Consider the following 13,278-nt stretch of genomic DNA (forward strand, 5'->3'; position numbering starts at 1 on the left):
GACCTTTTTTTATCCTTGTAAGCGTGCTACATTTAAGATTTACTGGACTCTTTTAATGGTGCTTCATTTTTTTTAATAGGTTCTGTCTTTAAAGAGTCCTTCTGTAACGGGCTGATTTTTTCTAAGCTTTCTATTGTTTTGGGCAAAACCTTTTTGAGATCCTTATCCTTAGGTTCTGCTGATTTATTATCCACCTCTGAAGTTTTATCTTCAACTAAGATGTCCAGATTGTCATTCACTTTCTTTTTTTGTCCTGCCTCTTTATTTTCAGTTTCTTTATTCTCGGTTTCACTGTCTAAATTGCTATTAGCCTTCTCTTTCTGTTTTCCGTCTTTATTTTCATCTCCAGGTGCTTTGACCTCCTCTTTTGTTAAGATTCTTTTTCTATTGAGAAGATCTTCTTTGGATTTTGGCCTATCTTCTGGTTTCCAAATAAAGCCAGGTAGAAATTCTTTTTCTTGAGTTAATTGGGCAACCGGGTAAACCTTGCCATCTACTTTTCGAACGGAAATATATTCTTTCAATTTATTGTTTTCCATAAAGATCTTGATGCGACTACTTTTGTCATGGAACAATTCTGTTGCGACATTAGTTACTTCATTGACGACATAAATGATGTTTTCGGCATTACCATCTACGAACATACGTTCTAAGCTATTCTTATTAAAGAACCCGGTTATTTTACGACCCTTTAATTGATTGTATTTGCTTGAGTCTAAGGTAGAGTTTACCATAAAGGCATTGCCCAAGATTAAGGTATTATCTAGCTTTTGATTGACAAATTGTAGGAAAATAGTATCGCCCGTCATTTGTGACTTTTCTGCCCAAATCATTGGTTTTCCCATTAGTCTGAACATAGAATCTGCCATGCCATAGTAAACAGAATCGGCTACGGCTTGAAAATCCGATTTAAACATACGTACACTATGATATGCTTTGACAATGCGGGTTTTAGCAGTGTCCGGTGGACTTGCAGATTCGGCATCATTGTTTTTAGCTGAACGGAGTGCTTTATTGAAAATTTGGTCGCTATAGTCCGCCTTGGGTATAACGGCATTTTTTCGTAAAAGGCTATCAGCATTGCTGTTTTTTTCTAATTCAAATCGATTTAAATCTTTAGCCACAGGTTTTGTTGCGGCCTTATTTGTATTTGATTTTTCTTTTTTAGTTTCTGGCGCAGCTTTATCTTTTAAAGTGTTGGTGGTATTCTTTATTTCTTTTTCGGGTTTCTCCGTAATGATTTCTTTATTACCTAAAGAGTCCTTTTTAAATTGCAATGAATCTAATCCATCGGTGAAAACAGTGCCTGTACTATCATCGTCACCATAATCTTCATCCACCTCATCATCTAGTTCACCTCCATCTCGACTTAACTTGAAATCTTTGGGTATGTATTCACTGCGGAGAATCATTTTAGAGAAAAGTGTATCTGCGGTCATGAAAATAGAATCCATCTGAACAGAGTCTTTCGGTAGGTCTACAGGTTCAAGCTTTACGAGCTTGTTTTCCCTAGCCTCATTTTCAGCTGTCGAAACGACTTCATCCTTTTCTTTTTTGTCATTTTTTTCTTTTTTCTTTACCTCTTTAGCACCTTTTGTTTCGGTATTTGCGATTGCTGTATCGGTTGAATCGCTTGGTGCATTATCTTTCTTTACAACAGATATGATTAAAGGCTTATCGGTCATCGTAATGGACTCATCCGATTGGCGGTAAAGACCTTTGTTACCATAGGCATAAAACTTATCGGTGGTGTCAATAAAAACAACATTATGAATGGCTTGGCCTTCACCCGTACGTCTGTCATAGTGTAGCGTATCGCCCTTTAGTAGTTTACTTCCTTCTGTGTAAAGATTCTTTTTAGTGAAGTTGGCAACACCTGTAGTAGTATTATAATCTCCTTTCTCTGTGTAGAGATTTTCGCCTTTATTCCCCTGAATATTAGTGGGGGTAAAAAAGTACGTCATGCTACTTGGAGAGTTGTATTTCATCGAGTCTGTATAAATTTTAACATTCTGACTACGTACCACTACCTTTTTGTTGAAAAATGCATCTTGAGTGTTTTCGAAATAGGTGGCATTCGTACTTGTGATGGTATCGGTACCACTGGTTATACGCCCACCATCGTAATAGTTTCCGATGCTGCTCCGCATATTATATTGCAAGTGATTGGTCGTTAATACGGAGGAACGACTAACCATCCGAACATTTTGCGTTAAAGTCGCATTTTGAGATGCTGCTTCATAATGTAGCTTATCTGCGAAGATCTGTGTTCCAGTTGGTTGTGTAATGATAACATTACTGTAGGCTTCAAAAAACTGTCTTCCTATTTCATCTTTATGTAGGTATCCGCTATCTGCGGAAAGCGTAGACCCTTTATGTTCAAATACAGGGCGGTAGAACATGGCATTATTAGACATGCCAGTGATCATATTGGAAGACGAAAGTAAACGAAGTTCATCTTGCTGTTGCGCTGACACTAGCATAAGGCTCAAGGCCAGAAATATAAAAGACAAAAGGTATTGTTTCACAGAAGCAAAAATATGTATTTTAATTGAACTTGTAGATTATTGGTAAATTTTCACATAAACAAATATACGCTCAAAAAATATACATTATCTTTGATGTATGAATTTGCTGGAGAGATTGACTTTTTTTATCGAAGATAATAATCTTTTTGAGGTTAATGATAAGATATTGTTGACTGTAAGCGGTGGTCGGGACTCCATGCTGATGACCTATTTATTGGCTAAAGCGGGTTACCAGATTGCAATTGCACATTGTAATTTTCAATTGCGTGATGTAGAGTCTGATTTGGATGAAAATCTAGTGCGAGATTTTGCGATTATGCACGGTATACCCTGCTACGTAAATCATTTTGAAACGGAACGGATAGCTGGTGAGAGAGGAATCTCTATCCAAATGGCTGCTCGTGAATTACGATATGCTTGGTTCGAGGAATTGAGACAAGCAATTGGTTTTGATAAAATTGCTGTTGCGCAACACTTGAATGACCATATTGAAACTGTTTTACTCAACCTTACTCGCGGGACAGGTCTACAAGGGTTACAGGGCATTCAGTTGAAACGAGACCGATTGATTCGTCCTTTGTTATTTTTGAAAGCCGATGAAGTGCTGCAATATGTTGAGGAGTATCAGATTCCGTATCGTGATGATCAATCTAACTTTTCGACGAAGTATGCTCGAAATAAAGTTCGTATCGATATCATTCCGCAGTTCAAAAAAATGCAACCTGATTTTGAGCGTATTTTTGAACAGAATATCATGCATTTTAAAGAAAGTTATACGTTGTTGCAGCAGTTTATAACGCCTATACGGGAAACGCTTTTTAAGAAGGACCAAGATGCATGGGTAATCGAAAAGTTGAAATTACGTCAATACATCCAAGACTTACCATTGCTCTATGAATTGTTTTCTTCTTTTGGCTTTACGAAAAGTGTATTGAAGGATTTGCAATCGTGTTTTGATAAGGAGTCTGGGAGGCTTTTTCAATCTGAACATTATGATTTATTGTTGGATCGCGATTTTCTAATTATTCGAGAAAAAGAGTATGTGCAGGAGGATGAAACTGTTATTACTTCAGAAACAAAATCAGTATCTTGGAGAGGTTATAATTTTAGTTGTGACAATAGCTATGACTTATCTATCTATCCGGATAGGGCAGTAGCAAAAATAGATAGCGACCTTTTGGTTTTTCCGCTTACTTTAAGAGCATGGCGAAACCGGCGATTATTTTTACCCATTGGGTATGACTGGAAGAAAAAAAATAAGTGATCTGTTTAATAATTACAAAATCAATGTTTTCGAGAAGGGAAACATTCCGATTTTGGTAAATGGTAATGGGGATATTATTTGGGTAGCTAACTATCGACTTGATAATCGATACAAGATAAGTGGTAATACTAAAAAAGTGTTTATTTTAGTTTGTAAATAACATGATGAAAGAAGGACTCCTATATACAGAAAACCAATATTTAGGTCGAGACCGTGTTTGGATAAGTGTGCGTCTGGTACTTGCGCTATTTTGTTTCACGGCGGTTTATTTGAATATTGACCAATTACTATCCAGTCAATTGTTTTTATTAGTTGGCATAGCCATTATTATCACATCTGTGGTCATGATGTATTTGTTGTTGTACCGTATCGAAGTGTTTGAAGGCAAGGTCATGCTGAGTGGTTTGTGGACAACGCGATTAGTAAAGATTGAATTGAGCTCAATAGTGAAGGTTGAGAAAAAACCATTCAGTAGGTTCTTTTTTAACAATCCGGTTTATAACCTCCATATCAATGGTAAGATTAAATTTTATGCTGGTGGTAAAGATGCTGTTTGGTTAACGGATAAAGACGGGTTGGTTTATGTAATAGGAACGCAACGTCAAGAAGAGTTATTTCGCGCTATTCAGCAAGCGAAAGTTGGTAATGGAAATTCTTAAAAATTGTTAAATCAAATATACTGACATTTTTAAGACAAGTGTTTTCAGCGAGATTCTTTATTTTTGATAAAATGACAACGAATATAAAGTTATGGCAGGATTATTAAAATTTTTATTGATTGCATTTGCTGTTTGGTATTTAGTTAAATTTTTAATTCGATTATTACTACCATTTGCAATGCGAAAAGCTGCAGAGAAGCTGATGAAAAAAGCACAGCAGCAGCAAGGTGGCTCTACTTATACAAATGGAGGAGGGAGTTTCCGTTATGAGACTTTTGGTCAAAATAATAATAACGCACAATCTGCTCCAAAAAATGATGGACGTATATCGGTAGATTATGTACCTCCTAAACAAGAACAAAAAAGAAAAGTAGCTGATAATGCGGGGGAATTTGTAGACTTTGAGGAAATAAAATAAATGAGTTGCTACGCTAAATAGCGTATCTTTGTGCTATGTGGTTGCGTCAGCTTTCAGTTTTAAATTTTAAGAACTATACAGAATCTTCTTTAGAATTCTTGCCCGAAGTAAATGCTTTTGCGGGTGATAATGGTGTTGGGAAAACCAATTTGTTGGACGCTATCCATTATCTTTCTTTGTGCAAGAGCTATTTTAATCCTATTGATTCGCAGCATATAAAACAGGGCCAAGACTGGTTTATGTTGCAAGGTTCTTTTGAGAAGGACGAACTCCATGATGTTATCTCCTGTAGCATCAAACGAAATCAGAAAAAACAATTTAAGAAAAACAAGAAGGATTATCCTAGATTGGCTGATCATATTGGTCAATTTCCTTTGGTGATGATTTCTCCTAATGACAGTCTAATTATTACAGATGGGAGTGAAGAGCGTCGAAAGTTTATTGATAATGTCATCTCGCAGACGGATAATAAATATCTCGATACACTGATCATCTATAATAAGATAATCGCTCAGCGCAACATGTTGTTGAAGCTAGCGAGGCAGAGTGGTGTATTGGATTTGAGTCTTGTTGAAGTGCTGAATATGCAACTTGAAGAGGTTGGAACTGTTATATATAATAAGCGTATTGCTTTTATGGCGGAGTTTCAGCCGGAGTTTGATCGCCATTATCTCTATCTTACGGAGGGCGCAGAAACCGTTCAGCTGGTGTATGACTCTCCATTGATGCAGGATTCATTCCTGAATATTTTAGAGAAAAACTTGGAGCGGGACCGTATTTTAGAAAGAACCTCTGTTGGTATTCATAAGGATGATCTGATCTTTACCATACATGGAGGTATGCCTTTGAAAAAATTTGGATCTCAAGGTCAGCAAAAATCTTTTTTGATTGCCTTAAAACTCGCACAGTATTCATTTTTTCAACAAAAGAAAGGTTTTAAACCGCTTTTGCTATTGGATGATATCTTTGATAAATTGGACGATAAACGCACGCATAAATTGATGCAGATGGTTTCGGATGATGAGTTTGGTCAAATTTTTCTGACAGATACGGATTCAAAAAGAATTAAGCGGATTTTTGATGCTATTGCCAGTCCAGTGCGTATCTTTGACATAGCAGGAGGTGAAGTTTATGTATAATAAGAAGTATAAGGGCGGGTTAGAATATATTCGGTCTAGTGATGATATCACCATCAAAGAGGCAATTGATCGCCTTCTTGATGCCTACAAGCTGAAACGTAAATTTGAAGAAACCTCTATTTTGGCTGTATGGCCATCGTTGATCGGTAAGGCTATTGCTAATCGAACAAAACAAATCTATATCAAAGATAAGAAGCTGTTTGTGAAGGTTGAGTCTGCTGTAATCAAAAATGAACTGGTCTTAATGCGCAAGCAAATTTTAGGACGTGTAAATGAACATGTGGGCCATGTTATCGTAGAAGAGCTGGTCGTACTGTAATATTAAATTAGTATATCCATCAAATGGATGGATTTTTTCATGACTAATTCCTAATTTGATCCCTACCATTAAGCAATTTGTTTCTGTACCCAAAGTTGGACATAGTGCGCAAGTTAGATTAGAACAGCCCAATGGGTCAAGTATGACGATGAATCCACTGTTTCTAATCATCACTCTTCTAAAAGAGCTTCGGTGGAAAGGCAACCTGTTTATTTCTGGTTTATTTGATGGGGACACTATTTTATACTCGAAAAAATAGCTGATCATGAAACGCTTCTGAATCAGGGGAAATACTTTTTAGGAATTTTGATTTACTTTTTTCGAAAGATGATCTGCGGAGTTACGATGGTTTAAAGCTTTTTAATAAAGCTTTAAAAATACAAGCTGAGCGTGGGAATATCTTATAGATATTCCTCTAAATTTCCCTTACCCGCTCTGATAACTTCAAATTCACCTTCTGTAAGATCAACGACTGTAGAAGCCACATTGTCACCGTAACCACCATCAATGACTAGGTCAACAAGATTTTCATACTTTTCGTGGATTAATTCGGGATCGGTGGAATATTCTAGAATGTCATCTTCATCCCGGATAGAGGCTGTAACAATGGGATTGCCAAGCACGCGTACAATTTCGCGTACGATATTGTTGTCAGGAACTCGGATACCGACTGTTTTCTTTTTGGAGCTTAATAATTTTGGTACCTGACCACTGGCATTAAAAATAAATGTAAACGGGCCTGGAAGGGCTTTTTTTAATACTCGAAAGACTGCTGTATCGAAAGGCTTTGTGTACAATGCTATATCTGTTAAGTCGTAACAAATAAAAGATAGATTCGCTTTATCGGCTTTTAATCCACGAATTTCACAAACTTTTTCTATTGCTTTCTGATTCGTAATGTCGCATCCGATACCATAAACCGTATCGGTGGGGTAGATGATGACTCCACCTTTTTTTAGAACATCAACTACTTGCTGTATTGACTTTTCATTGGGATTATTATCGTAGATTCGGACTAACATAACGTTGAGATATATACTAAATTACAAATAAATTATAGATAAACGAAAAGCGGTCAAAACTGAATGTGTTTTGACCGCTTACTATGTGATTGCTATTAATTAAAATTCTGCATTGTTCGGCGTACGTGGGAATGGGATGACATCTCTAATATTGGTCATACCGGTCACAAATAATACCAAACGCTCGAATCCTAGTCCAAAGCCTGAGTGCGGTGCTGAACCGTAACGACGTGTATCTAAGAACCACTCCATTTCTTCAGCAGGGATATTGACTTCATCCATACGTGCTAATAACTTCTCTAAGTTTTCTTCACGTTGAGATCCGCCCACCATTTCACCGATACCTGGGAAAAGAATATCCATTGCACGTACTGTTTTGTGTCCATTGGCATCTACATCATTCTGTTTCATATAAAATGATTTGATTTCTGCTGGATAATCGATTAGAATAACCGGTTTTTTGTAGTGCTTCTCTACTAAGTAACGTTCGTGCTCAGATTGTAGGTCAGCTCCCCATTCATCAATTAAATATTTGAATTGTTTCTTTTGGTTCGGCTTACTACGTTTCAATATTTCAATTGCTTCAGTGTAAGTAACACGCTCAAAGTCGTTATTTAAAACAAACGTTAACTTATCGATCAGATTCAATTCTGCTCTTTCTGCTGCAGGCTTATTTTTTTCCTCTTCTAATAAACGTGTTTTTAAGAAGTCAATTTCATCTGGACATGTATCTAGTGCATATTTGATGACATATTTTAACAGCTCTTCTGCTAAATCCATGTTGTCTTCCAATTCATAGAATGCCATTTCTGGCTCGATCATCCAAAACTCGGCTAAGTGACGCGTTGTGTTTGAATTTTCGGCGCGGAATGTAGGTCCAAAGGTATAGATATTACCCAATGCCATTGCTGCTAATTCGCCTTCTAATTGTCCTGATACAGTTAGATTAGTGGATTTACCGAAAAAATCTTCTTTAAAATCAATATCACCATTTTCTGTACGTGGGAGGTTGTTCAAGTCTAATGAGGTGACGCGAAACATCTCACCAGCACCTTCAGCATCAGATCCTGTGATAATTGGCGTGTGCATGTATACAAATTCTTTTTCATTAAAGAATTTGTGAACAGCGTATGCTAATGCATTACGAACTTTAAAAACAGCATTGAAAGTAGTTGTACGGAAACGTAAGTGCGCGATTTCACGTAAAAATTCCAAACTATGCTTCTTAGGTTGTAGCGGATATTTCTCAGCGTCAGAATCGCCTAAGATCGTCAATTCGTTTACTTTGATTTCAACTTTCTGACCTTTTCCTTGTGATTCGATTAAATTCCCTTTTATACGTAATGCAGCACCTGTGTTGATTCTTTTTAAAAGACCTTCTGGTGTGTTTTCAAAATCAACTACTGCTTGTATATTGTGAATGGAAGATCCATCATTAATTGCTATAAATTGATTGTTACGGAAAGTTTTAACCCAACCTTTAACAACAACTTCATGCCCAAATTCAGTGGCATTTAATAATTCTTTTATACGAGTATGTTCCATTGTGATATAGCATTTCAAATAAGGTCTAAATATTTGTTCAGGATCTTATTTTTTTATACGAAACTCAAAAATAGGGTATAATTTATAATTATCCTTGATTTATTTAGAAATTGTCTGTATTTGTTAAATTGAAAAAGCCTCTGGAATTTTCCAGAGGCTTTGATATTGTTTTAAAGGGAAAATTAACCTTTTAATACTTTAGTTACCAATTCAGCAGCTTCATGTAATTGAATTGCAGAATAAACTTTTAATCCTGAATCATCGATTAATTTTTTCGCTTCAGCGGCATTAGTACCTTGAAGACGTACGATAATTGGTACAGGGATATTTCCAATTTCATTGTAAGCATCAATCACACCTTGTGCTACACGGTCACAACGAACGATACCACCGAAGATGTTAATTAAGATTGCTTTTACATTTGGATCAGATAAGATGATATTAAAACCAGCTTTTACTGTTTCAGCATTAGCAGTACCACCAACATCTAAGAAGTTAGCAGGCTCACCACCAGCAATTTTGATGATATCCATTGTAGCCATTGCAAGACCAGCACCATTTACCATACAACCTACGTTACCGTCAAGTTTCACATAGTTTAGGTTAGATTTACCAGCTTCAACTTCTGTAGGATCCTCTTCCGTTACATCACGCATTGCTGCATAATCTGGGTGACGGTATAATGCATTCTCATCTAAGTCTACTTTCGCATCTACTGCTAAGATTTTGTCGTCAGATGTTTTTAATACAGGGTTGATTTCGAACATAGCAGAATCTGTTGACTCATAAGCTTTGTATAAAGCAGCAACAAATTTTACCATTTCTTTCTGTGCACCACCAGTTAAGCCTAAGTTGAAAGCAATTTTACGAGCTTGGAAACCTTGAAGACCAACTTTAGGGTCGATTTCTTCTTTGAAGATTAAGTTTGGAGTTTTTTCTGCTACTTCTTCAATGTCCATTCCACCTTCTGTAGAATACATAATGATATTACGACCTTTAGCACGGTCTAGTAAAACAGACACATAGAATTCTTTTGTTTCACTTTCACCAGGATAGTAAACATCTTGAGCAACTAATACTTTGCTAACTTTTTTACCTTCAGGACCAGTTTGAGGAGTTACTAATTGCATCCCGATGATATCGGTAGCACGTTGTGATACCTCATCTAGGTTTTTAGCTAATTTAACGCCACCACCTTTACCGCGGCCACCAGCATGAATTTGAGCTTTGATTACAACCCAGTCAGAATTGTATTCTTCTTTCAATTTTTTAGCAGCTTCTACAGCTTGCTCTGGAGTTTCAGCAACAATACCTTCTTGTACTCTTACGCCAAAACTTTTAAGTATTTCTTTTCCTTGATATTCGTGAATGTTCATTGCAAAAATGTTTGTGTTGTAAAAGTATTATTTTTTAAGCGAATGGTCAAGCTATTGAGCATAATATTAGCTTAAATTGACTTTTATTAAATACTATTTGGCGGATATGGACTATTTAGGTGTTTATTTATTCAAAGCTTTAGTTTGTAAAAAATATTTAACTTTGTGATATGATGTTACAAGCCAAAAGTATTTTCAAATCGTACGGTCCATTACCCATTTTAAAAGGTGTTGATATCGAAGTAGCGAAAGGAGAAATTGTGAGTATTGTTGGTGCTTCGGGTGCTGGAAAAAGTACGCTTCTACATATTATAGGTACATTGGATTCGGCTGATAAGGGTGAATTATTTATCAATGGAATTGACATAAGTAGTTTGAATACAAAAAAACTAAGTGCATTTCGTAATGAACATATCGGATTTGTCTTTCAGTTTCATCATTTACTTCCTGAGTTTACGGCTTTGGAAAATGTTTGCATTCCGGCTTTTATAAAAGGAGAAGGACGTAAAGTTGCGGAAGTCCGTGCGATGGAAATCTTAGATTTGTTAGGAGTCTCGCATCGTGCAGGGCACAAGCCGACGGAAATGTCTGGTGGTGAACAACAACGGGTTTCTGTTGCCCGTGCTTTGATTAATAACCCGGCTATTATTTTAGCAGATGAACCGTCAGGTAATCTGGATTCGGAGAATGCTACTGCCCTGCATCAGTTATTTTTTGATCTTAGGGATAAATTTCAACAAACTTTTGTGATTGTAACTCATAATGAAGATTTAGCTCGTATTTCTGATCGCACGATTCATATGCGAGATGGAAATGTGATCGTATAGATATGAAATCATCATGAGTAAGATGAATGCACAAACTGTAATCTCGCGCTCATGATCTCTTCATCGCCTTTAAAACCGAGTGAAACCAGCTCAATGGTATAATTAGAGCTAACACTCATTAATCAAAACAACTTATTTTCTGATGAGAAAAAGAATATTAATAACATTTGGGACAAGGGGTCTAGGACAACGTATTGCAAAATTATTGGGAGATAAATTTGATATCTTCTTTGCGAGCTCGGAGGAAATTCCATCCCTTTTAATTGGTTCCGGAAAATACTTTAAAGTACCGACCGGTTTGATGCCTACCTATGCGCACGAGATATTAAAGATAAGTTTAGATAATCAGATTGATTACATTCTGCCTTTGGGAGGTTTTGAATTTGAACCTTTGGCTGAAGCTAAAGTTTTATTTGAAGAATATGGTATTAAGGTAATTGTTCCTGCCCAAGATGTGCTACAAGATTATTTTATAATTGAAAATCCTCCTAAGGACCTTTCATTGACTATCCTGGTTAATGGTAAGTCTTTAATTGATGATTTTAGCACTCCGGATACCCGATTGGATGGTTTGTTTGTCGTTTCAGACTCTGGCGATGATTTCGCTTTATGCGCGGTTTCTAAAGACTAATAATTTTATGTTAAGATATCAGGATTTCCCATTGGATAAACAAGTCTTCGTTTTTGAATTGGATGAGGTAATTTATCCAAAACGCGATTACTTATTGCAGGTTTATTATTTGTTCGCTAATTTTCTAGAATTTACGGAAACGTATCCTCCTCAGGATGATTTGGTTTCTTTTTTTAAGAAGCATCTGGATGCTAGAGGTGAAGAAATGATTTTTGAACATGCTGCGGAAGCTTTTCAATTTGATTTAAAATACAAAGAGCATTTTGAACGATTATTTGTCAATGCCGTATTGCCGGTTAAATTATTAATGAAAGAAGGGATGGAGGACTTGCTCCATGAGATTGTTAATGCAGGTAAACCGATTTGTATTTTGACAAAAGGTAATCCCTTAATGCAATTGAATAAGATTAAACATATTGAATGGGGAAGTTTAGCTTCTAAATTAAAAGTTTATTTTGTTGATGAATTAAAATTTCGTGATTTGGAACCGCTGGATTATATCGCAGAAGAATTGCAAATTGCTAAAAATCAACTAATTTATATCGATGGTGCGACATCTGTTTAATCGATTATATTACAGGTAGTTAATGTGTTTTTTTTGGATTAGTTAGTTTCTTAAATTAAACTCTTATTCTAAAAATAGGCTAAAAAATGGTATATTTATCGGAATGTAAATTTAGTGAGATTCGACTATGAGTATGCAAGGGGATAAACCAACAACAATTAAAGAAATAGCTAAGAAGCTGAAAATTTCGCCGTCTACTGTATCTCGAGCGTTGAATGACCATCCAAGTATCGGATTAGTGACGACAATGCGAGTGAAAAAAGTTGCGGAGGAATTGAATTATGAACCTAACCAAACGGCGATTTTTTTCAAGCAGCGCAAGACTTTTACAATAGGCGTTTTATTGCCAAGCCTGTCTGAACCATTTTTCTCATCTGCTATCAGTGAAATTGAAAATGTGTCTAATGAACGTAAGTATACGGTAATTATGGGGCAGTCTTTGGATGATGCTGAAAGGGAAGAGCGGATATTGAAGACATTCAAAAGTCATCGTGTTGATGGTGTATTGATGTCTGTGGGGAAAAACACAACAAATTTAGAATTTCTTGAGAAAATAGAAAATTCGGGAACACCAATAGTATTTTTCGATTGTGTGCCAGATATCCCAAAAATTAATAAAGTAGAGAGCGATTTGGCCACAGGAATGAATGAAGCTATTGATGCATTTGTAGTTCGTGGACATGCTAAAATTGCGCTTATTAATGGGCCGCAGCTACTTCCTGCTAGTGAAGAACGTAAGCATTCTTTCTTGTCTGCCCTAAAACGAAATGGGTTGGATTATGATGAGAAATATATCGTTAATACGGATTTAACAACAGAAGGCAATGAGGCGGCAATGGAAAAGCTATATGCACTTTCTGAAAGACCAACGGCTGTAGTTTCTTTTAATGATTTTGTGACCTTAGACGTTATGAAGGCTGCTCGTAATAGAGGTCTGGTGCTGAAACCATGATATCCACTTTATTAGTTATGCCAATTACCCACT

General features: G+C 36.3%; 14 protein-coding genes. 10 read left to right on the plus strand and 4 right to left on the minus strand.

Annotation, left to right across the window (positions count from 1 at the left end):
• Window positions 1-32 precede the first annotated feature (32 nt).
• Window positions 33-2,513 (minus strand): OstA-like protein, encoded by a 2,481-nt coding sequence (locus ACFX5U_RS02095; RefSeq protein ID WP_400262376.1) that lies wholly within the window; start codon window positions 2,511-2,513, stop codon window positions 33-35.
• Window positions 2,514-2,625: 112 nt separating this feature from the next.
• Here ACFX5U_RS02095 and tilS (ACFX5U_RS02100) point away from each other — a divergent pair, with 112 nt between their 5' ends.
• From tilS (ACFX5U_RS02100) to ACFX5U_RS02125, 6 genes are all read left to right on the plus strand, one after another.
• Window positions 2,626-3,792 carry a tRNA lysidine(34) synthetase TilS gene (gene tilS / locus ACFX5U_RS02100; protein WP_400262377.1) on the plus strand — a complete coding sequence of 389 codons (1,167 nt, stop codon included), beginning with the start codon at window positions 2,626-2,628 and terminating at the stop codon, window positions 3,790-3,792.
• On the plus strand, window positions 3,767-3,952 hold the full coding sequence (gene tilS, locus ACFX5U_RS02105; protein ID WP_400262378.1) for a tRNA lysidine(34) synthetase TilS: 186 nt from the start codon (window positions 3,767-3,769) through the stop codon (window positions 3,950-3,952). Before tilS (ACFX5U_RS02100) ends, tilS (ACFX5U_RS02105) begins: the two co-directional genes overlap by 26 nt.
• Window position 3,953: 1 nt before the next feature.
• A complete protein-coding gene (locus tag ACFX5U_RS02110) occupies window positions 3,954-4,451 on the plus strand; it encodes a hypothetical protein (RefSeq protein ID WP_349775120.1) in 498 nt (165 codons plus the stop codon).
• Between the two features lie 91 nt (window positions 4,452-4,542).
• The gene (locus tag ACFX5U_RS02115) at window positions 4,543-4,869 is read left to right on the plus strand and encodes a DUF4834 family protein (protein ID WP_280570803.1); all 327 of its coding nucleotides are present in this window, start codon (window positions 4,543-4,545) and stop codon (window positions 4,867-4,869) included.
• A gap of 35 nt (window positions 4,870-4,904) precedes the next feature.
• Window positions 4,905-6,008 carry a DNA replication/repair protein RecF gene (recF, locus tag ACFX5U_RS02120; RefSeq protein ID WP_400262379.1) on the plus strand — a complete coding sequence of 368 codons (1,104 nt, stop codon included), beginning with the start codon at window positions 4,905-4,907 and terminating at the stop codon, window positions 6,006-6,008.
• Window positions 6,001-6,327, plus strand: coding sequence for a DUF721 domain-containing protein (locus ACFX5U_RS02125; protein WP_051959750.1), 327 nt, complete (start codon window positions 6,001-6,003; stop codon window positions 6,325-6,327). The genes recF and ACFX5U_RS02125 overlap by 8 nt, the downstream gene beginning before the upstream one ends.
• A gap of 401 nt (window positions 6,328-6,728) precedes the next feature.
• On the opposite strand, the gene ACFX5U_RS02130 is transcribed toward ACFX5U_RS02125, so the two are convergent.
• The 3 genes from ACFX5U_RS02130 to sucC form a co-directional block, all read right to left on the minus strand.
• A complete protein-coding gene (locus tag ACFX5U_RS02130; protein ID WP_038695882.1) occupies window positions 6,729-7,349 on the minus strand; it encodes an L-threonylcarbamoyladenylate synthase in 621 nt (206 codons plus the stop codon).
• A gap of 99 nt (window positions 7,350-7,448) precedes the next feature.
• On the minus strand, window positions 7,449-8,894 hold the full coding sequence (gene asnS / locus ACFX5U_RS02135) for an asparagine--tRNA ligase (protein ID WP_280570796.1): 1,446 nt from the start codon (window positions 8,892-8,894) through the stop codon (window positions 7,449-7,451).
• Between the two features lie 182 nt (window positions 8,895-9,076).
• Complete coding sequence (sucC, locus tag ACFX5U_RS02140; protein WP_038695886.1) at window positions 9,077-10,270, minus strand: ADP-forming succinate--CoA ligase subunit beta; 1,194 nt, start codon at window positions 10,268-10,270, stop codon at window positions 9,077-9,079.
• A 173-nt stretch (window positions 10,271-10,443) separates the two neighbouring features.
• Between sucC and ACFX5U_RS02145 the strand changes: the two genes are divergently transcribed.
• The 4 genes from ACFX5U_RS02145 to ACFX5U_RS02160 all read left to right on the plus strand — a co-directional run bounded on the left by ACFX5U_RS02145 (window position 10,444) and on the right by ACFX5U_RS02160 (window position 13,245).
• Window positions 10,444-11,097 (plus strand): ABC transporter ATP-binding protein, encoded by a 654-nt coding sequence (locus ACFX5U_RS02145; RefSeq protein WP_200878654.1) that lies wholly within the window; start codon window positions 10,444-10,446, stop codon window positions 11,095-11,097.
• A 142-nt stretch (window positions 11,098-11,239) separates the two neighbouring features.
• Window positions 11,240-11,728, plus strand: a complete 489-nt coding sequence (locus ACFX5U_RS02150; protein WP_400262380.1) for a hypothetical protein — start codon at window positions 11,240-11,242, stop codon at window positions 11,726-11,728.
• 7 nt (window positions 11,729-11,735) lie between these two features.
• Complete coding sequence (locus tag ACFX5U_RS02155; RefSeq protein WP_400262381.1) at window positions 11,736-12,293, plus strand: HAD hydrolase-like protein; 558 nt, start codon at window positions 11,736-11,738, stop codon at window positions 12,291-12,293.
• A 127-nt stretch (window positions 12,294-12,420) separates the two neighbouring features.
• The gene (locus tag ACFX5U_RS02160; protein WP_400262382.1) at window positions 12,421-13,245 is read left to right on the plus strand and encodes a LacI family DNA-binding transcriptional regulator; all 825 of its coding nucleotides are present in this window, start codon (window positions 12,421-12,423) and stop codon (window positions 13,243-13,245) included.
• Window positions 13,246-13,278 lie beyond the last annotated feature (33 nt).

The sequence above is a fragment of the Sphingobacterium sp. SG20118 genome (genome assembly GCF_044740685.1).
Lineage (GTDB): Bacteria > Bacteroidota > Bacteroidia > Sphingobacteriales > Sphingobacteriaceae > Sphingobacterium.

Excerpts from the sequence above, each read along its gene's own strand:
- tilS (WP_400262377.1), top strand. The coding sequence starts at position 2,626 with ATGAATTTGCTGGAGAGATTGACTTTTTTTATCGAAGATAATAATCTT.
- tilS (WP_400262378.1), top strand. The coding sequence starts at position 3,767 with ATGACTGGAAGAAAAAAAATAAGTGATCTGTTTAATAATTACAAAATC.
- ACFX5U_RS02110 (WP_349775120.1), top strand. The coding sequence starts at position 3,954 with ATGATGAAAGAAGGACTCCTATATACAGAAAACCAATATTTAGGTCGA.
- ACFX5U_RS02115 (WP_280570803.1), top strand. The coding sequence starts at position 4,543 with ATGGCAGGATTATTAAAATTTTTATTGATTGCATTTGCTGTTTGGTAT.
- recF (WP_400262379.1), top strand. The coding sequence starts at position 4,905 with ATGTGGTTGCGTCAGCTTTCAGTTTTAAATTTTAAGAACTATACAGAA.
- ACFX5U_RS02125 (WP_051959750.1), top strand. The coding sequence starts at position 6,001 with ATGTATAATAAGAAGTATAAGGGCGGGTTAGAATATATTCGGTCTAGT.
- ACFX5U_RS02130 (WP_038695882.1), bottom strand. The coding sequence starts at position 7,349 with ATGTTAGTCCGAATCTACGATAATAATCCCAATGAAAAGTCAATACAG.
- asnS (WP_280570796.1), bottom strand. The coding sequence starts at position 8,894 with ATGGAACATACTCGTATAAAAGAATTATTAAATGCCACTGAATTTGGG.
- sucC (WP_038695886.1), bottom strand. The coding sequence starts at position 10,270 with ATGAACATTCACGAATATCAAGGAAAAGAAATACTTAAAAGTTTTGGC.
- ACFX5U_RS02145 (WP_200878654.1), top strand. The coding sequence starts at position 10,444 with ATGTTACAAGCCAAAAGTATTTTCAAATCGTACGGTCCATTACCCATT.
- ACFX5U_RS02150 (WP_400262380.1), top strand. The coding sequence starts at position 11,240 with ATGAGAAAAAGAATATTAATAACATTTGGGACAAGGGGTCTAGGACAA.
- ACFX5U_RS02155 (WP_400262381.1), top strand. The coding sequence starts at position 11,736 with ATGTTAAGATATCAGGATTTCCCATTGGATAAACAAGTCTTCGTTTTT.
- ACFX5U_RS02160 (WP_400262382.1), top strand. The coding sequence starts at position 12,421 with ATGAGTATGCAAGGGGATAAACCAACAACAATTAAAGAAATAGCTAAG.